This is a genomic window from Mycolicibacterium duvalii (assembly GCF_010726645.1).
In the GTDB taxonomy this organism is placed as follows: domain Bacteria; phylum Actinomycetota; class Actinomycetes; order Mycobacteriales; family Mycobacteriaceae; genus Mycobacterium; species Mycobacterium duvalii.
The window spans coordinates 4,291,073-4,313,298 of record NZ_AP022563.1; the positions used below are offsets into that span (position 1 = coordinate 4,291,073).

General features: G+C 69.9%; 18 protein-coding genes. 9 read left to right on the forward strand and 9 right to left on the reverse strand.

The window, feature by feature from the left end; translation table 11 throughout:
* Positions 1 to 26: 26 nt before the first annotated feature.
* Positions 27 to 1,520 carry a carotenoid oxygenase family protein gene (locus G6N31_RS20230; protein ID WP_098000315.1) on the reverse strand — a complete coding sequence of 498 codons (1,494 nt, stop codon included), beginning with the start codon at positions 1,518 to 1,520 and terminating at the stop codon, positions 27 to 29.
* A gap of 93 nt (positions 1,521 to 1,613) precedes the next feature.
* Between G6N31_RS20230 and G6N31_RS20235 the strand changes: the two genes are divergently transcribed.
* The gene (locus G6N31_RS20235) at positions 1,614 to 2,168 is read left to right on the forward strand and encodes a TetR/AcrR family transcriptional regulator (protein WP_098000608.1); all 555 of its coding nucleotides are present in this window, start codon (positions 1,614 to 1,616) and stop codon (positions 2,166 to 2,168) included.
* Between the two features lie 15 nt (positions 2,169 to 2,183).
* On the opposite strand, the gene G6N31_RS20240 is transcribed toward G6N31_RS20235, so the two are convergent.
* The 3 genes from G6N31_RS20240 to G6N31_RS20250 all read right to left on the reverse strand — a co-directional run bounded on the left by G6N31_RS20240 (position 2,184) and on the right by G6N31_RS20250 (position 6,434).
* Positions 2,184 to 4,004 carry a phosphoenolpyruvate carboxykinase (GTP) gene (locus tag G6N31_RS20240; RefSeq protein WP_098000313.1) on the reverse strand — a complete coding sequence of 607 codons (1,821 nt, stop codon included), beginning with the start codon at positions 4,002 to 4,004 and terminating at the stop codon, positions 2,184 to 2,186.
* A gap of 166 nt (positions 4,005 to 4,170) precedes the next feature.
* The gene (locus G6N31_RS20245) at positions 4,171 to 5,487 is read right to left on the reverse strand and encodes a hypothetical protein (RefSeq protein ID WP_133117645.1); all 1,317 of its coding nucleotides are present in this window, start codon (positions 5,485 to 5,487) and stop codon (positions 4,171 to 4,173) included.
* Complete coding sequence (locus G6N31_RS20250) at positions 5,484 to 6,434, reverse strand: hypothetical protein (protein ID WP_276057803.1); 951 nt, start codon at positions 6,432 to 6,434, stop codon at positions 5,484 to 5,486. Before G6N31_RS20250 ends, G6N31_RS20245 begins: the two co-directional genes overlap by 4 nt.
* Positions 6,435 to 6,624: 190 nt before the next feature.
* Here G6N31_RS20250 and trmB point away from each other — a divergent pair, with 190 nt between their 5' ends.
* The 4 genes from trmB to G6N31_RS20270 all read left to right on the forward strand — a co-directional run bounded on the left by trmB (position 6,625) and on the right by G6N31_RS20270 (position 12,734).
* Entirely contained in the window at positions 6,625 to 7,398 is a 774-nt protein-coding gene (gene trmB / locus G6N31_RS20255; RefSeq protein WP_098000309.1) for a tRNA (guanosine(46)-N7)-methyltransferase TrmB, read from the forward strand.
* Positions 7,395 to 8,093 carry an NYN domain-containing protein gene (locus G6N31_RS20260; protein ID WP_098000307.1) on the forward strand — a complete coding sequence of 233 codons (699 nt, stop codon included), beginning with the start codon at positions 7,395 to 7,397 and terminating at the stop codon, positions 8,091 to 8,093. The genes trmB and G6N31_RS20260 overlap by 4 nt, the downstream gene beginning before the upstream one ends.
* A 73-nt stretch (positions 8,094 to 8,166) precedes the next feature.
* Positions 8,167 to 11,115, forward strand: coding sequence for a trehalose monomycolate exporter MmpL3 (gene mmpL3 / locus G6N31_RS20265; RefSeq protein WP_098000305.1), 2,949 nt, complete (start codon positions 8,167 to 8,169; stop codon positions 11,113 to 11,115).
* 50 nt (positions 11,116 to 11,165) lie between these two features.
* Positions 11,166 to 12,734 (forward strand): HNH endonuclease signature motif containing protein, encoded by a 1,569-nt coding sequence (locus G6N31_RS20270; RefSeq protein ID WP_163722277.1) that lies wholly within the window; start codon positions 11,166 to 11,168, stop codon positions 12,732 to 12,734.
* A gap of 10 nt (positions 12,735 to 12,744) precedes the next feature.
* On the opposite strand, the gene G6N31_RS20275 is transcribed toward G6N31_RS20270, so the two are convergent.
* Entirely contained in the window at positions 12,745 to 13,902 is a 1,158-nt protein-coding gene (locus G6N31_RS20275; RefSeq protein ID WP_098000301.1) for an AI-2E family transporter, read from the reverse strand.
* Positions 13,903 to 13,979: 77 nt separating this feature from the next.
* Here G6N31_RS20275 and G6N31_RS20280 point away from each other — a divergent pair, with 77 nt between their 5' ends.
* Together G6N31_RS20280 and G6N31_RS20285 are read left to right on the forward strand one after the other, a co-directional pair.
* Positions 13,980 to 15,125: a lysylphosphatidylglycerol synthase transmembrane domain-containing protein gene (locus G6N31_RS20280; RefSeq protein ID WP_098000299.1), complete on the forward strand. Its 1,146-nt coding sequence runs from the start codon at positions 13,980 to 13,982 to the stop codon at positions 15,123 to 15,125.
* Positions 15,126 to 15,135: 10 nt separating this feature from the next.
* A complete protein-coding gene (locus G6N31_RS20285) occupies positions 15,136 to 15,522 on the forward strand; it encodes a DUF3054 domain-containing protein (protein WP_098000297.1) in 387 nt (128 codons plus the stop codon).
* Here G6N31_RS20285 and G6N31_RS20290 read toward each other — a convergent pair.
* The 4 genes from G6N31_RS20290 to G6N31_RS20305 form a co-directional block, all read right to left on the reverse strand.
* Positions 15,499 to 16,851, reverse strand: coding sequence for a sensor histidine kinase (locus G6N31_RS20290; RefSeq protein WP_098000295.1), 1,353 nt, complete (start codon positions 16,849 to 16,851; stop codon positions 15,499 to 15,501). The genes G6N31_RS20285 and G6N31_RS20290 overlap by 24 nt on opposite strands.
* Complete coding sequence (locus tag G6N31_RS20295) at positions 16,848 to 17,594, reverse strand: response regulator transcription factor (RefSeq protein ID WP_163722279.1); 747 nt, start codon at positions 17,592 to 17,594, stop codon at positions 16,848 to 16,850. Before G6N31_RS20295 ends, G6N31_RS20290 begins: the two co-directional genes overlap by 4 nt.
* A gap of 5 nt (positions 17,595 to 17,599) precedes the next feature.
* Positions 17,600 to 17,992 (reverse strand): heme-binding protein, encoded by a 393-nt coding sequence (locus G6N31_RS20300; RefSeq protein ID WP_098000293.1) that lies wholly within the window; start codon positions 17,990 to 17,992, stop codon positions 17,600 to 17,602.
* Positions 17,993 to 18,116: 124 nt separating this feature from the next.
* On the reverse strand, positions 18,117 to 18,551 hold the full coding sequence (locus G6N31_RS20305) for a hemophore (protein WP_098000602.1): 435 nt from the start codon (positions 18,549 to 18,551) through the stop codon (positions 18,117 to 18,119).
* Between the two features lie 259 nt (positions 18,552 to 18,810).
* Between G6N31_RS20305 and G6N31_RS20310 the strand changes: the two genes are divergently transcribed.
* Together G6N31_RS20310 and G6N31_RS20315 are read left to right on the forward strand one after the other, a co-directional pair.
* The gene (locus tag G6N31_RS20310) at positions 18,811 to 21,726 is read left to right on the forward strand and encodes an MMPL family transporter (RefSeq protein ID WP_098000291.1); all 2,916 of its coding nucleotides are present in this window, start codon (positions 18,811 to 18,813) and stop codon (positions 21,724 to 21,726) included.
* 2 nt (positions 21,727 to 21,728) lie between these two features.
* Positions 21,729 to 22,214, forward strand: a complete 486-nt coding sequence (locus G6N31_RS20315) for a helix-turn-helix domain-containing protein (RefSeq protein ID WP_179964363.1) — start codon at positions 21,729 to 21,731, stop codon at positions 22,212 to 22,214.
* Positions 22,215 to 22,226 lie beyond the last annotated feature (12 nt).

Here is a 22,226-nt window from a genome sequence, read left to right on the forward strand (position 1 = left end):
CTTTACTTGCCCATAGTTGACAGGTGTCAAGAAGAGGGCGCGAAGTTCCCGTGGAAGCCCTGGGGGATGTGGTGGGTCAGTTGCGCGGTCGCGACCGGACCCGCCGACGGGTCCCTGGCATCGAGGATGACCAGCCGTGAAACATGTTGCGCGGCCTGATATTCCACGGTGAGCAGCCAGCCGTCGTCCTCGGCGGTACCACCGGGTCGCGGGGTGAACACGGGTTCGCAGAAGCTGTTGCCTGCCTCGGGGGCCGGGTAGCTGACCTCGGTGCGCTCGGCCAGGTCGAGCTTGGTCACCGTGTCGTAGAACGCGCCGAGTGTGCGTCGCGTGTTGACGAACGCATACCGGTGCGGGCGGCCCTCCCGGCCGGGGTGGTGGCGCGGGAACTCACAGGGGCTGTCGCTGAGCGCTTCGGCGGACACCCGGCCCGAGGCCGTGACCCGGAACCGGGTGAACCGGCCGGGGGCGTCGGCCAGCGAGCTCGTGTGGAACCGCGCGATGCGTTCGAGCAACCGCCCGTCGGCGTAGGTGATGGCGTCCACGACCACATCGCCGCCGTCGTCGAAGGCGTTGCTCAGGTGGAATTGCAGAACAGCGTCGCACTCGATCCGGCGGATCTTCCCGCCGTCGCGCGGCACCAGCAGCACGACGCTGCCGCGGTCGGGGCGATACCGCAACGTGTCGCCGATCGGAGCCAGCCCCAGCGCCACCGACATCGGGTCCGGGATGAGCGGGGAGACCAGGAAGACCAGATACCGCTCGGTCAGCGCGAAGTCGTGGACCATGGCGGGATAGGGCAGCCGTGCTGAGCGGAAGTGCCCCAGCCGGCCGTTCCGGTCGGTGCGGTACATCCGCAGGTGCGGCCGGGGCGCCAGCTCGACGCCGAAGTTGAACATCGCCCCACTGACCGGGCAGAAGCTCGGATGCGCGGAATATGTTCCCAGCCAACGCAGTTCACCGCCGAAGCGGCGGAGCGCCACGGTTTCGAGGGTGGCCGGGTCGATCTCGTAGGGCGGCCCGCCCTCCCACAGCGCGTAGAGGTGACCGGCGTGTTCGACGACGTTGGTGTTGGCCAGGTTCGGCGGCAGCCGACCGATGTTGGACCGCCAACCGCCCGGCGCTGCGGTGCCCATGTGGCTGACCGCGCCCTTGCCGCGGAAATGCCTGGTACGCACGTACCGGTTCCGGTAGTGCACACCTCCGGAGTCGACGGTGAACGCCGAGACCATGCCGTCGCCGTCGAAGAGGTGCCGCAGCGGGCGCCCGGTGTGGTCCTCCCAACGGCCCGGGCCGTTGCGGTACAGCGTGCCGCGCAACTCGGCCGGAATCGTCCCGTCGATCCGGTCGACGCGGTAGTCGTATTCGACGGGTTGGGGTTCGCTGACGCCGAGGCTGCTCAGATCCGCGGGCCCCAGCGCGGACAACTGGGCATGGGCCGCGTCCCGTTCGGCGGTCGGCAGGGATTCCAGATAGCGGCGCAGCGCCGGCAGCGCCGTCAGATCGAGTGATGCAGTCACGATCCTCCTCTGAGACTATTGGCGAAATTAGTCTCAGTTGGGCGGCCGGTCAATACCCGCCTCACTCGCCGCGCATGGGTGAGAATGCCGGTGATGCCCACCACCCGGTCGTTCGACGCGCTGCTGCGCTCCGCGGTCGAACTCATCGCCGAGCGCGGCGTCGACACCCTGACGCTGAGCCAGGTGGCCGCGCATGCGCGGGTCTCGCGGGCCACCGCCTATCGCGAGTTCGGCGACAAGGACGGCGTGATCGGCGCGGTCGCCCAGCACGAGATCGGGCTGATGCTCGCCGCGGTGCAGGTTGACATCGACGTGTCGGCCGACCCGGCGGTGGTGGTCGAGGCGATCGTCGGCTCGGCGCTGCGGTACCTGCGCGGCCACGCCGCGTTCACCTACGTGCGCGACCACGAGCCGCACTGGCTGCTGCAGGCCGTGCTCGCGGTCGGCGAGTCCCGGATGGACCTCGTCCAGACGGTGGCGACGCTCGTCGCGCCGGCCATCGCCGTCGACGAACGCCGGCTCCGCCTCTCCGCGGCTCAGGCCGCCGAGGTCATGGTGCGGACAGTGTTGTCCCACAGCCTGATCGAAGTCAGCACCCTCAGCGACGCGGAGGTCGGCGCCACGGTGGCGCGCGCGATCATCGCGTGAATCGGCGACCTGACGTCAGGCCAGGCGCTCCTTGAGGGCGTCGAACTCGTCCTTGATTCCGGTCGGCAGCTTCTCCCCGACGAACTCGAACCACTCCTCGATGAGCGGGAGTTCGGCACGCCACTCGTCGGGATTGACGGCCAGCGCTTCGTCGACATCGGCGGGATCGACCTCGAGATTGGACAGGTCGAGGTCCTGGGCCGTCGGCACGATGCCGATCGGCGTGCTCTGACCGTCGGCCTTGTGCTCGATGCGCTCGACGGCCCACTTGAGCACCCGGCTGTTCTCGCCGAAGCCCGGCCACAGGAAGCGCCCGTCGTCCCCACGGCGGAACCAGTTGACGAAGAAGATCTTGGGCATCTTCGACTCGTCGGCGTTCTTGCCGATGTCGATCCAGTGCTGGAAGTAGTCGCCCACGTTGTAGCCCAGGAACGGCAGCATCGCCATCGGGTCGCGACGCACGGTGCCGACTTTGCCCTCGGCGGCGGCGGTCTGCTCCGACCCGAGGGTGGCGCCGATGAAGACGCCGTGCTGCCAGTCGCGGGCCTCGGTGATCAGCGGGACCGTGGTCTTGCGGCGCCCGCCGAACAGGATCGCCGAGATCGGCACGCCCTGCGGGTCGTCCCACTCGGGCGCCAGCGTCGGGCACTGCGAGATCGGGGTGCAGTACCGCGAGTTCGGGTGCGCGGCCTTGGTTTCGGTCTCCCGCAGGATCCAGTCGTTGCCCTTCCAGTCGATCAGGTGGTCGGGCTCGCCCTCGAGGCCCTCCCACCACACGTCCTTGTCGTCGGTCAGCGCGACGTTGGTGAAGACGGTGTTGCCCGCGGCGATCGTCTTCATCGCGTTCGGGTTGGAGTCCCAGTTGGTGCCGGGAGCAACACCGAAGAAGCCGAATTCGGGGTTGGTGGCGTAGAGCCGGCCGTCCTTGCCGAACCGCATCCAGGCGATGTCGTCACCGACGGTCTCGGCGCGCCAGCCCGGGATGGTCGGCTGCAGCATCGCGAGGTTGGTCTTGCCGCACGCCGACGGGAACGCCGCGGCGATGTAGTACGCCTTGTTCTCCGGCGAGATGAGCTTGAGGATCAGCATGTGCTCGGCCAGCCAGCCCTCGTCGTGGGCCATCGCCGACGCGATGCGCAGCGAGTAGCACTTCTTGCCCAGCAACGCGTTGCCGCCGTAGCCGGAACCGAAGCTCCAGATCTCGCGGGTCTCGGGGAAGTGGGTGATGTACTTGGTGTCGTTGCACGGCCACGGCACGTCCTGTTGTCCGGGCTCCAGCGGTGCGCCCACCGAGTGCAGGGCCTTGACGAAGAAGCCGTCGTCACCGAGCTTGTCCAGCGCGGCCTGACCCATCCTGGTCATGGTGCGCATCGAGACGACCACATACTCCGAGTCGGTGACCTCGACGCCCAGCTTGGGATCCTCGGCATCGAGCGGGCCCATACAGAACGGCACCACGTACATCGTGCGCCCGCGCATACAGCCGCGGTACAGGTCGGTCATGATCCCGCGCATCTCGGCCGGGTCCATCCAGTTGTTGGTCGGCCCGGCGTCGATCTCCCGCTCGGTGCAGATGAACGTGCGGGATTCCACGCGCGCGACGTCAGACGGATCGGAGAGCGCCAGATACGAGTTCGGCTTCTTCTCCTCGTTGAGCTTGGTGAAGGTCCCGGCGTCGACCAGCTGCTGGGTCAGCCGTGCGCACTCCTCCTCGGAACCATCGGTGAACACCACACGCTCGGGCTGCGTCAGCTCGGCCACCTCGCGAACCCAGGCCAGCAGGCCCTTGTGCTTCGTCGGTGCGGATTCCAACCCTGGAATGGTCGCTGCGGTCATGCTGTCTCGTCTCCCTGCACTTTGCCTGCGAAGCGTCTGACAGTTCGCAGGTACCGGGATGGATTCTCGGCGAAACACCGACATCGACGGCAGCCGCGACTGTCCCCTGACTACGAGGTTAACGCGGGTCACACAGCGGCGGTAAACCAGGACTGTGTCCAATCACTCACAGGAACGATTCAGATAACTCGCGGGACGCCTCCGACAGCCGGCGCCGCAGACCCTCGCGGGTGCTGTCGGCGGCTTCGGCGCGGCGCCGGTGAGCGTGCAGTTCCGCGTCGACGTCGGCCAGCCGGGCAGCCGTCGCGGCATCCTCGGCGGCGGTGGCCGAAGCCACCGCGACCTCGGCGGCCAGCATCCGGGCGGCCACCCGTTCGTCGGCCGCGCTGCGCAGCGCGTGGCCGGCCTGTTCGGCCCACCGGAGCAGCACCATCCGGTCGTGCAGCAGTCCCCGCGCGCGTACCACCCATACGGTGACGGCCGCGCCGGCGAGCAGCCCGGCCAGCAGCGCCGCGGCGGTCTGCCCCGGTGCGAGGCCGGACAGCAACCGGGCCAGCGCCAACGTCACCCCGAGGCCGAACCCGGCCCCCAGCACCGTCATCAGCTGGGTCTCCAGGCGCCGTGACCGCAGCAGCGGCGCGGGCAGCTCGGGCGGGTGCACCGGCGCCGGTGCGGGAGCCGGGCCGGGCAGCGCCGCGACCCCGGCGGTGATCAGGTCGTCGATCTCGGCCAGGGCGGCAGCGCACTCGTCGGGGACGCGGCGCACCAGGTCGTCGACACCGGCCCGGCCGACCTCCGCCGCGCGGGCCGACAGTTCGGTGCGCAGCGTCGAGCAGCGGGCTCGCGCCGCGCCGGCCAGCTGCAGGCGGGTCCGGGACACCGCTTCCCGGCGGGCGATGACCCGTCCGGCCCGCCCGTCGCGTTGGTCGCGCAGCAGTTCCCGACGCCGCTGGTGCAGCGCGTCGACGTGTGCGTTCCGGGCCTCTTCTCGCGCCAGCTCGTCGGCCAGGTGGCAGCGCCATGCCTGCAGCCGGTTGCGGGCGGGCAGCGCCGGATCGGCGAGCGTCTCGGCCACCCTGTCGACCAGCTCGTCGACCCGGGGCGCGCCGAGGCGGGGCGCGGCGGCCGCGGCGACCCACGCGAAACGGCCGGGCAGCGCGGCGCGGTCGGTCTCCAGCACCGCCGCCCAGCGCCGGTGGTCGTCGACCTTGGCGACGACGGCGACGACGGCGGCCGTGTGCCGGGTCAGGCGGTGCGCCAGCGCAGCGTCCGACGCGGTGACCGGCGCGACCGCCGAGACGACGAACACCACGGCACAGGGCGCCTCGCCGGCGACCAGGTCGGTCGCTTCGACGACCTCCGCCGCCGGGAGCCGCTCGCGGAGCCGGACCAGCACGGCGGAACATCCGGCCCCCGGCGGGCCGGCGACCAGCACCACGTCGCGACGGCGTACACCAGGTGGCTCGTCGTCGAAACCGGTCATGACGTCCGCGCGAGCAGCCGCAGGGAGCCGCGGCTGATGTCCGCCGCACAGGCGGCATGCAGCCGGTCGAAAGGTCCGCGCGCGCAGCGGCGCCAGTGCACCGCGCGGCGCAGATGCGCGCCGGGATCGTCACCGCGGTCGACCGTCGCGCCGGTCGCCTCCACCACCTCGACTGCTGCGGCCATCACCGCGACGACGGCGTCGTCGCCGGCCAGAAACCGCTCTAGCTGCTCATCGTGGCTTCGTACCGCGAGTATCCGCAGCTCACGCAGCGCGGCGCACACCGCCCGGTACCGGGCCGGCGCGGCGACCGGCCGCAGCGCCGCGACGACCCGCTCGACGCCGCTGAGCCTGCGCAGCCCGGCGACGATCGAGTCCGTGCTGGCGCCGTCGGCGGCCGCGAGCACGGCATGCGCGATGCCGAATCGGTCGAGGGTGGCCAGCAGACGGCCGCGCACCTCCCCCGGCAGCGGGTGGTCCGACGTGACGAAGGCGTCCACCGACGTCATGTCCGCCGGATGGTCGATCAGCCGACGCAGGGCCGCGGCCAGTGTCTCGTCGAGCTCGGCCACCGCCAGGTGGGCCGCGGTCGGGACCGCGGGGCAACCGAACGCGGCGGCCAGTTCGGCGGCACGCCGGTCGGCTGCGGCCAGCGGGCCACCCGGCCCGGCCCCGGTCAGGTCGGCCTTGTTGAGCACGAGCAGCGCCGCGGCGGCGTCCCGCAGCAGCGCGGCGTCCTCGGGTTTGACGGTCTCGGCCACCACCACGGCGGTCACGTCGGCAGGTCCGTCTGCGACCACCCGCACCCCGGCCGACGCCAGAGCCGCGGCGACGGTCTTGCGGCCCACCCCCGCCCGGCCGCGCACGGCTACGCTGGCGGGCGTTGCGTGGCGCCGGTGGACGGCCGCGACGCGCGGGTTCTGCGTCGTCGCGGCGAACTCCGCCAACACCTCGAAGAAGATGGCGCGCCCCCTCGACCCGACCGGCGGGGCCGGCCGACGCCGTCCCTGACACACATCCTGGCACCGGCTCGGGGCAGCTACCGACACTTCTTCGAGTGCGGGTATCCGGCGGTCAGGGCCCGCCAGGCAACTGTTGGGTATCAATCTGTAACACGATGCAGGGAGCGACGCGTTGATGAGCGACGATGAGCGGATGCATGGGACGGGGTCTGAGGTCGCCGGCGCACCGGCGTCGTCGGAATCCACCCCGCACTTCCACCGCCGGGTCACCAGCTTCCGGGCCCGGCGTTCCACGATTTCGGACAATCAGCAGGCGGTCTGGGATCGCCTGTGGCCCAGTCTCGGCACCCAGGCCCGCGACGGCGAGCATCCCGCGGGCCTGCTCGACACCGACGCCTGGTTCGGCCGCCACGCCCCCGTGGTACTCGAGATCGGCTGCGGGACGGGGACCTCGACGCTGGCGATGGCGCACGCCGAACCGGACATCGATGTGGTCGCCGTCGAGGTCTACCGGCGCGGCCTGGCGCAACTGCTGGCCGCGATCGACCGTGCGTCGGCGACCGACCCCGTCCCGAACATCCGGTTGATCCGCGGCGACGGCGTCGACGTCCTGACCCACATGTTCCCGACGGCGTCGCTGACCGGGGTGCGCGTCTTCTTCCCGGACCCGTGGCCCAAGGCCCGGCACCACAAGCGCCGGCTGCTTCAGCCGGACACCGTGGCGCTGATCGCCGATCGGCTCGCGCCCGGCGGGATCCTGCACGCCGCCACCGACCATCTCGGCTACGCCGAGCACGTCGCCGAGGTCGGCGACAACGAGCCGCGGTTGCGGCGGGTCGATCCCGCCAGAGCCGACCTCCCCATCTCCGTGGCCCGCCCGGTGACCAAATACGAGCGCAAAGCCCTCGCCGGCACCACCGTGGCCGAACTGCTCTGGGAGCGAACATGAGCATCACCGAGAACCTGGAGTCGGTGTCCGACGTCGACCTGCCGCCCGAGCCCACCCCGTCCGCGCAGCGCGTGCTGCTGGTCTGGGACGCCCCGAACCTCGACATGGGTCTCGGCTCGATCCTGGGCGGGCGGCCCACCGCGGCGCACCGCCCGCGGTTCGACGCGCTGGGCCGTTGGCTGCTCGCGCGCACCGCCGAGCTGTCGGCGCAGCGCGCCGGCACCGGACAGGACGTGTCACTGGAGCCCGAGGCGTGTGTCTTCACCAACATCGCACCGGGTAGCGCCGAAGTGGTCCGGCCGTGGGTCGAGGCGCTGCGCAACGTCGGCTTCGCGGTCTTCGCGAAACCGAAGATCGACGAGGACAGCGACGTCGACTCCGACATGCTGGAGCACATCGCGCTGAGATACAGCGAGGGTCTGGCCGGACTGCTGGTGGCGTCGGCCGACGGTCAGGCCTTCAAGACACCTCTGGAGGAGATCGCACGCGACGACGTGCAGGTTCAGGTTCTCGGATTTCGCGAACATGCCAGTTGGGCGCTAGCGTCGGATACCTTGGAGTTCGTCGACCTGGAAGACATCGACGGTGTCTTCCGGGAACCGCTACCGCGGATCGGCCTTGACTCACTACCCGAGCAGGGCGCCTGGCTGCAGCCATTCCGGCCGCTGTCCTCGCTACTGGCCTCGCGCGTCTAGAAAAGTGAAGCCTGGTTTCCCGACATGCGCGGGCCGATGGCACGAAGTGTCGAAGATGGTTAGGAGCTAATACGTGTTCGCCTGGTGGGGTCGAACGGTGTACCAGTACCGATACATAGTCATCGGTGTCATGGTCGCACTGTGCCTGGGCGGCGGCGTCTACGGCATCAGTCTGGGACAGCACGTCACGCAGAGCGGTTTTTACGACGAGGGCAGCGAGTCGGTGCACGCCTCGCTGGTCTCCGACGAGGCCTACGGCCGCGATCGGACCAGCCACATCGTGGCGATCCTGACGCCGCCCGAGGGCAAGACGGTCGAAGACCCGGAGTGGATTCGGAACGTCACCGACGAACTGAACACCCTGGTCTCCGATCACGAGGATCAGATCGTCAGCTGGGTGGGCTGGCTACGCGCGCCCGACAGTACGGCCGAGACCGTGCAGGAGATGAAGACCGAGGACGGCTCGAAGACCTTCATCAGCATCCCGCTCAAAGGCGACAGCGACGACGAGATCCTGAAGAACTATCAGGCCATCGAACCCGAACTGGAGCGGGTCAACGACGGCAACATCGCCCTGGCCGGCCTCAACCCACTGGCCAGCGAGCTGACCGGGACCATCGGCGAGGACCAGCGGCGTGCGGAGGTCGCGGCAATCCCGCTGGTGTGCGTCGTGCTGTTCTTCGTGTTCGGCGGTGTGGTCGCGGCCGCGTTGCCGGGCCTCATCGGCGGCCTGACGATCGCCGGCGCGCTGGGCATCATGCGCTTGACCGCAGAGTTCATGCCGGTGCACTTCTTCGCCCAGCCGGTGGTGACGCTGATGGGCCTGGGCATCGCGGTCGACTACGGCTTGTTCATGGTGAGCCGCTTCCGGGAGGAGATCGCCGAGGGCTACGACACCGAAACCGCGGTCAGACGGGCCGTGATGACATCGGGCCGGACGATCATGTTCTCGGCCGTCATCCTGGTCGCGTCCTCGGTGCCGCTGCTGCTGTTCCCGCAGGGCTTCCTGAAGTCGATCACCTACGCGATCATCGCGTCGGTCATGCTCGCGGCGATCCTGTCGGTCACCGTGCTGCCCGCAGCTCTGGGCATCCTCGGCCGCAACGTCGACGCACTCGGGGTGCGCACGCTGCTGCGGGTGCCGTTCTTCCGCAACTGGAAGCCGATGCGGGTCTACCTGGAATGGCTGGCCGAGAAGACCCAGAAGACCAAGACCCGCGCCGAGGTCGAGAAGGGCTTCTGGGGCAAGCTCGTCAACGTCGTGATGAAGCGACCGATAGCGTTCGCGACACCGATCCTGGTCCTGATGATCCTGCTGGTCATTCCGCTGGGGTCGCTGTCGCTGGGCGGGATCAGCGAGAAATACCTGCCCCCCGACAACAGCGTCCGGCTCGCGCAGGAGGACTTCGACAGGAGCTTCCCCGGGTTCCGCACCGAGCCGCTGACGCTGGTGGTCGAGCGCCAGGACGGGGAGCCGGTAACCGATCAGCAGCTCGCCGAGATCCGCGCCAAGGCGATGACGATCAATGGGTTCACCGATCCCGACAACGACCCGACCAAGATGTGGCAGGAGCGGTCCGTCCAGGAGGGCGGGTCGGAGGACCCGTCGATCCGGGTGATCCAGAACGGTCTGGAGAACCGCAACGATGCGGCGCAGAAGATCGACGAGCTTCGATCGATCCAGCCGCCGCGCGGGATCGACATCTCCGTCGGCGGCACGCCTGCGCTCGAGCAGGACAGTATCCACAGCCTGTTCGACAAGCTGCCGCTGATGGTCGTGGTGCTGATCATCACCACGACGATCCTGATGTTCCTGGCGTTCGGATCGATCGTGCTGCCGATCAAGGCCGCGCTGATGAGCGCCCTGACCTTGGGCTCGACGATGGGCATTCTGACCTGGATGTTCGTCGAGGGCCATGGGTCCGGGATCATGAACTACACCCCGCAGCCACTGATGGCACCGATGATCGGTCTGATCATCGCGGTGATCTGGGGTCTGTCGACCGACTACGAGGTGTTCCTGGTCTCCCGCATGGTCGAGGCGCGGGAACGCGGTATGTCGACCGCCGAGGCCATCCGCATCGGCACCGCCACCACGGGCCGGTTGATCACCGGCGCCGCGCTGGTGCTGGCCGTGGTCGCGGGTGCGTTCGTGTTCTCCGACCTGGTGATGATGAAGTACCTGGCGTTCGGTCTGCTGATCGCGTTGCTGTTGGACGCGACGATCATCCGGATGTTCCTGGTGCCGGCCATCATGAAGCTGCTCGGTGACGACTGCTGGTGGGCGCCGCGCTGGATGAAGCGGATACAGGAGAAGCTCGGTCTCGGTGAAACCGAGCTTCCCGACGAGCGCAAGCGCCCGCTGGTGCGGGAGACCGCGCCGGCGGACGCCCTGGTCGGCGCCGGCGGACCGCCCGTCATGCGTCCGCCGCGGCATCCGCACGACCCCGGTCGTCCGATGCCCGAGCGGGTGCCGCCGGGCGGCGTGACCACCCGGATCCCCCGCACCGGTGAACCGTCGTCGGCCGGCACCACCCGGATTGCGCGTGAGCCCGCCCGGGGGCCCGCCGAGGAGGAGCCGCAGACCACCCGGCTGTCCGCCGCGACGACCGCCGCGCTGAACACCGTGCGCAACGCTGTGAGCAGCGTGACCCAGCGGGCGCAGAAGTCGACGCCTCCGGAGGAATCGGCGGCGCCGGCCCCCGCGCGGGAGCAGCGGGAGATCGAGTCGTGGCTGGGCGATCTGCGCGGCACCGGCTCGCAGAACCAGCCGCCGCGGCCGTCGGCCGAGCCCACCCGGTCCATGCCGGAGCCGGGTGCCAACGAGCCGACGACGGCGATGCCGGTGGCGCGTCCGGCCGAGTCCGACGATTCCGAGGAGACACGGGCCATCCCGACCCCGCGTAAGACCGATGCCGACGCCGCGACCGAGAAGCTCAACACGCGCGCCGAGACACGGGCCGAGGACCGCGGAAATGGGCTGACCGCGCAGGAACTGCTGCGCCGGGAAGGCCGCCTCTAGCTGTACCTGAGCGCCCGTTCTTGTCGGTGGGCGGTGGCATAATCGAACGCATGTTCGATATGCCGGGGGTGGATGTGGTCGGGTCGCTGGATGCGGCCGGGCTGATCGACGCCGCCGGTGACTTCGCGCGGGCGGAGAACATGGCCGCGGCCCGCAAGCTGGCGGTGCTGGCCGAGTTGTTCGACCGGCGCACCGGGCTGGCCAGCGCGGCCGAGCGCAGCAGCTGGTGGCTGGATCCCGACGCCGCGGTGGCCGCCGAGCTGGCCGCCGCGATGGGGGTCAGCCAGTCGCTGGCGCTGGTGCAGACCCACCGCGCGGTGGCGCTGCGCGATCGGCTACCCAAGGTGGCCGCCCTGTTCGCCCAAGGTCTGATCAGTGACCTGCTGGTGCGCACCATCGTCTACCGCACCGAATTGATCACCGACCCGGGCGCGATGGCCGCGGTCGACGACGCGGTGGCCCGTCAGGTCGGGTTCTGGGGGGCGTTGTCGCGCACCAAAACCGAGCAGGCCATCGACGCCACGGTCATCACCCATGATCCGGGCGCGCTGCGCGCGGCCAAGGACCACACCCCCGACCGCGCTGTGCAGTTCGGCAGCCCGTCTGATCCGGTGGGATTGGTCAGCATGTGGGCGCGCATGCACCCCGGGGACGCCGCAGCGCTACACGAACGCATCAACACCATCGCCCACACCGTCTGCGAGGCCGATCCGCGCACACTCGAGCAGCGCCGCAACGACGCCCTGGCCGCGATCGGCTACGGCCTCGACGCCCTAACCTGCAGCTGCGGCCTACCCGACTGCGCCGCCGCCACCCACCCCCGCCCGGCACCCAACACCACCATCTACGTCCTCACCGACACCACCACCGCTGAGCCCGCCGCCGAGGCCGAGCCCGCAACCGAGGCCGAGGAGGATGAGGCTGGACAGGCTGAACCCGCGCCTGAGGCCGAGGCCGACGGGGAACAGACTCAACCCGCACCCGTGCCTGCCGCCGTCGCCGCGCCCGCGGCCAAGCCGGCGTTCCTGTTCGGCAAGGGCGTGCTCGCGCCCGCAGCGCTGCAGCCGCTGCTCGACAACGCCCGCATCCGCGAGATCGTCCACCCCGGCGACAGCCCCGCCGAACCCCGCTACCTGCCCTCCCGCGCGCTGGCCGAATTCATCCGCTGCCGCGACCTGACCTGTCGCTTCCCACACTGCGACATCGCCGCCACCCGCGCCGACATCGACCACACCGTGCCCTACCCCTGCGGACCCACCCACGCCTCAAACCTCAAATGCCTGTGCCGCTTTCACCATCTTCTGAAAACCTTCTGGACCGGCCCCGACGGCTGGTACGACCGCCAACACCCCGACGGCACCGTCGAATGGACCAGCCCCACCGGACACACCTACCTCACCAAACCCGGCAGCGCCCTGCTCTTCCCCACCCTGTGCACACCCACCGGCACCCTCTGGAGCAACGGCCCACCACCGACCCCCACCCCCGACCAGCGACGCGGCACGATGATGCCCCGGCGCCGACTCACCCGCGCCCAAGCCCACACCCGCTACCTAACCGTCCTACGCAGACTCAACGGCGAAGGCCTCACCAAACCCAACGGACCCCCACCCTTTTAACCGGTCAGCATTATTCGACGGGTTCGTCGATGACGTCAGGCTCGGCATCGACGATCGGGCCCTCGTCGGCCTCCTGCTCGGCCATCTCTGCCTCGGGGTCTCGGGCGATCAGCACCCGGGTCACGCTGTTGATGAATGCGAGCGCGGGCACCGCCAGTAGCGCCCCGACGATTCCGGCGAGCACGGCGCCGCCGGCGATCACCAACACGATCGCCAGTGGGTGGATCGAGGTGGCCCGGCCCATCACCAGCGGTTGCAGGACGTGGCCCTCGAGCTGCTGCACCGCGATGATCAGTCCCAGCGTGATCAGCGCATAGATCCAGCCCTTGGCGATCAGTGCGACGATGACTGCGAGGAATCCGGTGACGACCGCGCCGACCAGCGGAACGAAGGCGCCGAGGAACACCAGCGACGCCAGCGGCAGGGCCAGCGGTATCTGCATGATGGCCAGCCCGACGCCGATACCGACCGCGTCGACGAGGGCGACCAGGAACGTGGCCCGCACGTAGCCGATCAGCGAGTGGAACCCGGCGCGGCCGGCGTCGCGGACGCGGGTGCGCACGTGCCCCGGAAAGATCCGGGTGACGAACGAGAAGATGTTGCGCCCGCCGTGCAGCAGGAAGATCAGCGTGAACAGCATCAACAGCGCGCCGGTGACGATCTCGGTCACGGTTCCCGCGGTCGACAGCGCGCCGGTGGTCAGCCTCTCCTGGTTGCTGCTCAACGCTTCGATCGCGGCGTTGCGGGCCTGGTTGATCTGCTGCTGGCTGACGTCGAGCGGTCCGTCGGTCAGCCACCGGCCCAGGCCGTCGATGCTCGTGGTGACCTGCCCGACCAGCTCGGGGACGCCCTCGATGAACTGGTTGACCACGAACGTGAGCAGCCCGCCGAACAACGCGAACCCGGTGAGCAGCACCAGGGCCACCGCGCCTCCGCGCGGCGCGCCCCGCCGGTCGAGGAAATCCACCACCGGCATCAGCAACGCCGCCAGGATGGTCGCCAGCGCCACCGGGACCGTCAACACCTCCAGGCGCAAGATGAGCCAGAGCAACGCGACGACGGCGCCGAAGATCACCAGCAGGCGCCACGACCAGGCGGCGGCTTTCCGGACCAGCGGGCTGACCGATTCCTCCGGGCGGAGTGCTTCGGAGGAGGCGCCTGCAGACATTCCGGTAGCGTAACGGCCTGGCCGGATCCTGATTCGGATCTGCGGAATCGGCCCACCGGCGTCTTACGCTGTAGGGCGTGTCGGATCACACCGCCGCGGCGCCGGCTGCCGGACGCCCCGCCCGGGGCAAGTACTGGTGGGTGCGCTGGGCGCTGATCGCCGTCGCGGTGATCGTGCTGGCGGTGGAGATCACCCTGGTGCGCGACCAACTCGCCAAGGCGTGGCGCAGCCTCTACACCGCCGACCCGCTGTGGGTGCTGGCGGCCGTGGCCGCTGCGATGGCCTCGATGCACAGTTTCGCCCAGATTCAGCGCACCCTGTTGCGGTCAGCCGGGGTGCCGGTGCGCCAATGGCGTTCGGAGGCAGCGTTTTACGCCGGCAACGCCCTGTCGACGACGTTGCCCGGCGGGCCGGTGCTGTCGGCCACGTTCATCTACCGCCAGCAGCGGCTCTGGGGCGCCTCCGGACTGATCGCGTCCTGGCAGCTGGTGATGTCCGGCGTGCTGCAGGTCATCGGCCTGGCCTTGTTGGGCCTCGGCGGGGCGTTCCTGCTCGGCGCGGGCGAGAATCCGCTGTCACTGATCTTCTCGCTCGGCGGTTTCCTCGCGCTGGTCCTGCTCGCGCAGGCCGTGGCCAGCAGACCGGAGCTGATCGACGGCATCGGGGTTCGGGTGCTGTCGTGGGTGAACTCGGTGCGCGGCAAGGCCGCGGACGCCGGGTTGGCGAAGTGGCGCGAGATCCTGATTCAGCTCAAGTCGGTGCAGTTGGGCCGCCGCGACCTCAGTGAGGCGTTCAGCTGGTCGTTGTTCAACTGGGTCGCCGACGTCGCGTGCCTGCTGTTCGCCTGCTACGCCGTCGGCGGTCATCCGTCGCTGGCCGGTGTGACGGTGGCGTACGCGGCGGCCCGCGCGGTCGGCTCGATCCCGCTGATGCCCGGCGGACTGCTGGTGGTCGAAGCCGTGTTGGTGCCCGGGCTGGTGTCGAGCGGGATGTCCTTGGCCGCGGCGATCTCGGCGATGCTGGTGTACCGGCTGATCAGCTGGATCTTCATCTCCGCGATCGGCTGGGTGGTGTTCTTCTTCATGTTCCGCACCGAGAGCACGATCGACCCGGACTCGACGGGTACCAACGGCACCTCCGCGGGCCCACCGGTGACGATCTCGGTGCTGTTCAGTCCCGACCCGGAGGCACCGCACCCGCCGGACGACCCGGCCGGGCGATAACCTCAGCCGCATGCCGTCTGTCCGCCGCACCGCGCTTGCCGCCGTCGCCGCCGACGTGGTCTGCGTCGTGGCGTTCTGCACGATCGGCCGTCGCAGTCACGCCGAGGGGCTCAGCGTCAGCGGTATCGCCGAGACGGCGTGGCCGTTCCTGTGCGGAACCGCGGTGGGCTGGCTGGCGGCCCGCGGGTGGCGCCGGCCGACGGCGTTGACCCCCACCGGGATCGTGGTCTGGGTCTGCACGGTCGCGGTCGGCATGGTGTTGCGCAAGGTCACCGCCGCGGGCACCGCGGCGAGTTTCATCGTGGTCGCGTCGGTGACCACCGCGGTGCTGCTGCTGGGCTGGCGGGCCGTGGCGCAGACGGTGGCGCGCCGGTCAGGCCGGCCGCTCCGGTCCTGAATCTGTCTGCGACTCAGGCATTGTCGCGACGGTCAGGGTGGCTCTGAGACCGCCCAGCGGACCGTCGGAGAGCTCGACGTCTCCGCCGTGCAGCGCGGCCTGCTGCGCCACCAACGCCAGCCCCAGGCCCGATCCACCCGCAAGGGCGTTGCTGCCCCGAGCGAACCGGCCCAGCACGGTCCGGTGCTCGTCGGCGGGCAGGCCCCGGCCGTTGTCGTCGACGTCGATCGTGATCGTCGCGTCGTGGCGGCGTGCCGCCAGCACGACGCGGGTCGCCTGCCCGTGGGTGATCGCGTTGCGGACCAGGTTGTCCACCGCCAGCCGCAGCCCGTCGGGCCAGCCGAGGACGGTACCGAGGTCCTCGGCCGCGTTCACCTCGATCGTCAGGTCGCGGTTGACCCGCCTGTTCTCCCGCGCCACCCGGTCGAGCAGGTCGGTCACGTCGATGACCTCACGGTCCTCGAGCTGCGCGAGCTGTCCCGACGCGAGCTGGCCCAGCGCGGTGATGATGCCCTCCACCCGGCGCTGGGCCCGGGACAGGTCGGCCACCACCTCGTCGCGCTCGTCCTCGGGCAGATCGTGGATGCGCAGGGTGTCCAGGTCGGCGCGCATCGCGGTCAGCGGGGTGCGCAGCTCGTGGGCGGCGTTGGCGGCGAAATCCTGCGCGGCCTGCAGCGAGTTCGTCGTCGCACGCTGGGCGGCGGCCAGCCGTTCCAGCATCGCGATCATCGCTTCGGACAACTCCTCGGCTTCGCGTACCCCGTGCACGGGTGGAATCTGCTCGACCCCCTGGCCCAGCCGCCAGGTATGCGCGGTCAGCCGGCGCAGCGGCCGGATCGCCGGCCCGGCGAGCAGCCAGCCCAGCAATGCGGCGAACAGCACCGTCGCCACGCCGACACCGACATAGAGCGGCACCCGCGCCGGGTTGAGCAGGATGCTGTCGGCGCGGATGCCGATCGACACGAGCACCTTCTCGTTGCGGTCGACCTCGATGGTGCGCACCCGGTACTCGACGTCGTTGACCATCACGGTCTCGGTGCCGGGCGGCAGCGGCGGCAGCTGGAATCCGCGCTGGAACACCACCTGACCCGATGATTCAGAGCGGCCGGTCTGCAGCACGCCGCGGCGCGGATCGGCCAGCTGATCGGGAAACATGCTGGCGTCGACGATCGCATCGAGCCGCCGATCGATTTGGGCCGCATCGTTGTTGGCCAACACCACCGACGTCAGGACGGTGAAGGCGGCGACCACGGCGGCGGCCGCGGCGGCCGACGCGACCGCGACACGGGTCCGCAGCGACGCCGCCCGCAGGAACCGGGGCAGCCTCACGGCTCTTCGCGCAGCACGTAGCCGATCCCTCGCACGGTGTGGATGACCCGCGGCTGGCCGCCGCGTTCGAGTTTGCGCCGCAGGTAGGAGACGAACACGTCGGCGACGTTGGTGTCGACGTCGAAGTCGTAGCCCCACACCAGTTCCAGCAGGCGCTGCCGGGACAGCACGACGCCGGCGTTGTCCGCCAGCACCGCGAGCAGGTCGAATTCGCGTTTGGTCAGCTCCACCCGTTCACCGGCGACGAAGACCAGGCGCCGGGCGGTGTCGATGGTCAGCGACCCCACCGTGATGGTGTCCGAGGCGGGATCGGAATGGTGGGCCCGGCGCAACAGTGCGTGCAGCCGGGCCACCAACTCGCCGAGGTCGAACGGCTTGGTCAGGTAGTCGTCGGCCCCGGCCTCCAGGCCGGCGATCCGGTCGTTGACGGTGTCGCGCGCCGACAACACACAGATCGGGATGTCGTTGCCCAGCGCGCGCAGCGCCGTCACCACAGCCACCCCGTCGAGCTCGGGCATCTGCACGTCGAGCACCAGGGCGTCGTGCGACTCGCCCGCCAGCAGCCGCAGGGCCTCCTTGCCCGACGCGGCGACCCGGACGTCGAAACCGGAGTGGCGCAGACCGCGCGCCACCGAGTTCCGGACGTCGGGGTCGTCGTCGACCATCAACACCGTCGGGCTCGCGCCGTCAGCGGCAGACGGCTCGCCCCCGCGAGCGGGCGGAGTGTCCACCCTGTCGCGCACCGGTCCTACGAGGTGTAATCCGACGGCGTGTCGAGGGTCTCCGGGGTGAAGCCGCAGCGCAGCTTCAGGTCGTGCAGCGGCTTGCGGATCGCCGTGAGCTCATCGCGAACCTGCGGGTTGGCGTTCATGTACTCGACCACCTTGTCGTGGATCTCGTTGCGGGGCAGACCGTGCAGGTCGGTGAAGAACGCGTTGACCTCGGGGTGGGTGAACAGGTAGGCCGACGACGACGCGGACACCCCGGCGGCGACGCCCGAGAAGTCGGCCGCCGTGCAGTTCGGCGGGTCGGGCTGAGCGAACGCCGTGGGCAGGGCTCCGAACAACATGGCGCCGGCGCACGCGCCTGCGCTCAACGCGCCTACGGCGAGCCGACGTGCGGTAGAGGCCGGAAACAACATTCACGCTCCTTTATCGACGGAATGGCAGCCGGGCACCTGAAACGGTCACCGGTCGAACCCATCCTAGGGAAGCTAAGCAGAACGGCAGCCTACTTTCCCGGCATGCGTGCAATCCCGGTGCCGGTCAGCGCTGCGAGGTCGTCCCGACGGGCACCGTGACGTTCTGCTGCGTGGCCTGCAGCAGGCCGAGGATCTGCGGCATGTCGATCGGCAGCCGGCAGCGCCCCGCCAGCGAGGTCAGCGGTTGCTGCAACTTCTGCAGGTCGGATGCGACGGTCGGGTTCGCGTCGAAATACGCCTTGGCCGCCGCGACGGACTGCGGCCCGCTCGGCTGCTGCGAGATCGCGGTCAGCGCCTCGTCGGTGTCGGGATTGGCGTCGAGGTAGTTGCCGGTGTGGACGGCCACCATGCCGACGGTCTTGGCGATCGCACTCGCGGCGCACGGGTCCGGCGCGGCCGTGGCGGTGGGCACCGCCGGGCCGGCCAGCGCAGCGCCGCACGCGGCCGCCGCCAGCGCCGCGCGGGGCAGCCGACCGACCGTGTTCGGAACCGATTTCATGACGAACTCCTCACAGTTCGCCAACACCACGCGGCGGCGAACCCGTTGGGATCAGTAGCAAAGCCTCCCCGACCGTCGCCGGCCATCCTGCCATCGAACCAGCACAGCGCACCAACGGAGCCGGTGGCGGCCGCGTTGATGAGGGCTCGATGAGGCATCTCTGGCAGCTCTCGAGCGGGCCGACACCTTACAGCAAGCTGCTGTACGCTCTCGCTACGAAAACGCCAGGCAGAAAGCGGGGACGTCCATCCAGCAGTTCATGATGCGCGTGAGCAGCACACTGCGCAGATTCCGCTGGGCGGTGTTCGCGGTCTGGGTGTTGCTGCTGGTGCCGTCGGTCTATCTCGCGATGAATCAGTCCGGCCATCTCACCGGTGGCGGGTTCGAAGTCGCGGGTTCGCAGTCGCTGTATGTCCAGCACCAGCTCGAAGCGCAGTTCCCCGATCAGGGCGCATCCCCGCTGGCGCTGGTGGCGGCGCCGCGACCGGACGCGTCCTTCGACGACATGAACTCCGCCGTCGCGTACCTGGAGCGCCTGGCCGCCGAGGTGCCCAGCGTCACCGTGGCGCCCAACCCGCAACAACCTCCGCCCCGCCCCGACCGGCCCTACGTCGTCACGCTGCAGCTCGACTTCGAGAACACCGGCGCGGTCGACGTCGCCAACCAGCTGCGCGAGAAAGTCGGCATCTCCGGCGACGAGCCCGGCGAGATGGAGAACGGCAAGGTCCGGCTCTACGTCATCGGGCAGGGCGCACTCGGCGCCGCGGCATCGCTGGCCACCAAGCACGACATCGCGCAGGCCGAGAAGTGGAACTTTCCGATCGTCCTGCTCATCCTGCTGGCCGTGTTCGGTTCGCTGGCCGCCGCCGCGATGCCGCTGCTGCTCGGAATCTGCACCGTCGCGGTCACGATGGGCATGGTCTTCATCCTGTCGATGTACACCACGATGTCGGTGTTCGTGACCTCGACGGTGTCGATGTTCGGCATCGCCGTGGCCATCGACTACTCGTTGTTCATCCTGATGCGTTACCGCGAGGAGCTGCGCGCCGGGCGAGAACCCGAGGACGCCGCCGACGCGGCGATGGCGACCTCCGGGCTCGCCGTGGTGCTGTCGGGTCTGACCGTGATCGCGTCGGTCACCGGGCTGTACCTGATCAACACCCCGGTGCTGCAGTCGATGGCCACCGGCGCGATCCTCGCGGTGGCGGTCGCGGTGCTGACGTCGACGACGCTGACGCCGGCGGTGCTGGCCACGTTCGGCCGCCGGGCCGCGCGCCGCTCGTCGTATCTGCAGTGGGGGCGCCGCGGGGAGGCGACGCAGTCGCGGTTCTGGACCCGGTGGACCGGCTGGGTGATGCGCCGGCCGTGGGCGTCGGCGCTGGCCGCGGCGACGCTGCTGCTGGTCCTGGCCGCTCCGGCGTTCTCGATGACGCTGGGCAACAGCATGCAGCGCCAGTTCGAGCCCACCCACGAGATCCGGGGCGGGGTGAACGCCGCGGCCGTCGCGCTCGGGCCTGGGGCGCTCGGGCCGGTGCGCGTGCTTGTCACGTTCCCCGACGGCAACGCCGCCTCCGCGCCGGCCAAGGAGCCGCTGCTCGACGAGATCCGGCAGCGGATGTCGCAGGCGCCCAACACGGTCTCGGTGTCACCGCCGGTGTTCGGCACCGACTACCGCATCGCGCTGCTGTCGGCGGTGCTGTCGGTCGACCCGGAGGACATGGGGGCCCGCGAGACCGTCGAGTGGTTGCGCGAACAGTTGCCGCCGGTGGCCGGCGACCGCGCCAAGATCGACGTGGGCGGACCCACCGCGCTGATCAAGGACTTCGACGATCGGGTCGCCACCACCCAGCCGCTGGTGTTCGGCTTCGTGGCGCTGATCGCGTTCGTGATGCTGCTGGTCGCGATCCGTTCGGTCTTCCTGGCGCTCAAAGGCGTGCTGATGACGGTGCTGTCGGTGGCCGCCGCCTACGGCAGCCTCGTCGTGGTCTTCCAGTGGGGCTGGCTGTCGAGTCTCGGATTCGAACCGATCTCGTCGCTGGACAGCACGATTCCGCCGCTGGTGCTGGCGCTGACCTTCGGCCTGTCGATGGACTACGAGATCTTCCTGCTCACCCGGATCCGGGAGCGGTTCCTGCAGACCGGCAACACCCGCGATGCGGTGGCCTACGGCGTGTCCACCAGCGCCCGGACCATCACCAGCGCCGCACTGATCATGATCGCGGTGTTCATCGGGTTCGCGTTCGCCGGGATGCCGCTGGTCGCGCAGCTGGGCGTGGCGTCGGCGGTCGCGATCGCGGTCGACGCCACGGTGGTGCGCCTGGTGCTGGTGCCCGCGCTGATGGCGATGTTCGACGAGTGGAACTGGTGGCTGCCGCGGTGGCTGGACCGGATCCTGCCGTCGGTCGACTTCGAGAAGCCGCTGCCCAAGGCCGACATCGGGGACCTGATCATCATCCCCGACGACATCTCCGCGCTGGCTCCGTCCGGCAACGACCTGCGCACCGTGGTCAAGTCCGCGGCCAAGTTGAAAACCCTGGTGCCGCAAGCGATCACGGTGGCCGACCCGCTGGCATTCAGTGGCTGTCACCCCGCCGGGAAGCTGACCCCGGCCCAGATCAGACGCCGGGAGGCCCGCGTCACCGGCACCGTCGGCAACCGGGCCCACGGCAAGACCGTCGCGGTGAAACTGCCCAAGCACCCGGTGACGATGTGGCGCGGCCGGCTCGACGTCGCGCTCGACGCGCTGCGGGTGGCCGACGCCGCCACCGACGCGGACCGGCTGCTGACCCGCCGTTCCCCGCTGGAGACCACCAACGTGCTGCTGCCCACCGGGGACCGGCTGCAGATCCCCACCGGCGCGGAGACGCTCCGGCTGAAGGGCTACCTGATCCTGCAGCGCAACCGCAGCCGTGACTTCGAGGAATTCTCCGAGTTGGTCGATTCGATGGACGTCCACACCGCGGCGGAAGTGCTCGCCGGCATGGACCGGTACTACTGTGGTCAACCGGCACGTGACCACTGGGTGGCAACCCAGCTGGTGCGCCGCCTGGCCGACCCGGCCCCGACCGACGGCCCCGACATCGCGACGTCGGGAGCCGACGCGGAGGCACGGTGGGCGAAGGTCAGGCAGCGCTGCTTGTCGGTGGCGGTGGCGATGCTGGAGGAAGCGAGGTGACGGTGGCCCCTGAGGTGACGGGGGACATTCGCGGCGCGGAGCCCCACAATTCCTCGATACCCAGCGACCGGCCGGTCGAGTTCTGGCCGACCGCGGCGATCCGCTCCGCGCTGGAGAACGACGACATGGCGGTGTGGCAGCGCATCGTCGTCGCGATCAAACGGGACCCGTTCGGCCGCACCGCCCGCCAGGTCGAAGAGGTGCTGGAGACCTCTGCGCCCTACGGGGTCTCGCGGGCCATGGCCGAGGTGCTGGTGCGCACCCGCGAACATCTCGAGGCCAACGAGCGCGGCGAGGTGGCGCGCCACGTGCACCTGCTGCTCGAGCGGTCCGGGCTCGGCGAACAGGAGTTCGCGTCCCGCATCGGCGTGCCCGTCGACCAGTTCACCGCCTATCTGCAGGGCACGGTCAGCCCGTCGGCGTCGTTGATGATCCGGATGGGCCGGCTCTCGGAGCGTTTCGCCAAGATGCGCCAGCAGCGTCAGTGACGCGACGCCGGC

What these genes read in the sequence shown, in the direction of transcription:
- G6N31_RS20245 (WP_133117645.1), bottom strand. Translation starts at nt 5,487, where the DNA reads ATGACCGGTTTCGACGACGAGCCACCTGGTGTACGCCGTCGCGACGTG.
- G6N31_RS20270 (WP_163722277.1), top strand. Translation starts at nt 11,166, where the DNA reads ATGTTCGATATGCCGGGGGTGGATGTGGTCGGGTCGCTGGATGCGGCC.
- G6N31_RS20275 (WP_098000301.1), bottom strand. Translation starts at nt 13,902, where the DNA reads ATGTCTGCAGGCGCCTCCTCCGAAGCACTCCGCCCGGAGGAATCGGTC.
- trmB (WP_098000309.1), top strand. Translation starts at nt 6,625, where the DNA reads ATGAGCGACGATGAGCGGATGCATGGGACGGGGTCTGAGGTCGCCGGC.
- G6N31_RS20285 (WP_098000297.1), top strand. Translation starts at nt 15,136, where the DNA reads ATGCCGTCTGTCCGCCGCACCGCGCTTGCCGCCGTCGCCGCCGACGTG.
- G6N31_RS20260 (WP_098000307.1), top strand. Translation starts at nt 7,395, where the DNA reads ATGAGCATCACCGAGAACCTGGAGTCGGTGTCCGACGTCGACCTGCCG.
- G6N31_RS20305 (WP_098000602.1), bottom strand. Translation starts at nt 18,551, where the DNA reads ATGAAATCGGTTCCGAACACGGTCGGTCGGCTGCCCCGCGCGGCGCTG.
- G6N31_RS20235 (WP_098000608.1), top strand. Translation starts at nt 1,614, where the DNA reads ATGCCCACCACCCGGTCGTTCGACGCGCTGCTGCGCTCCGCGGTCGAA.
- G6N31_RS20240 (WP_098000313.1), bottom strand. Translation starts at nt 4,004, where the DNA reads ATGACCGCAGCGACCATTCCAGGGTTGGAATCCGCACCGACGAAGCAC.
- G6N31_RS20310 (WP_098000291.1), top strand. Translation starts at nt 18,811, where the DNA reads ATGATGCGCGTGAGCAGCACACTGCGCAGATTCCGCTGGGCGGTGTTC.
- G6N31_RS20300 (WP_098000293.1), bottom strand. Translation starts at nt 17,992, where the DNA reads ATGTTGTTTCCGGCCTCTACCGCACGTCGGCTCGCCGTAGGCGCGTTG.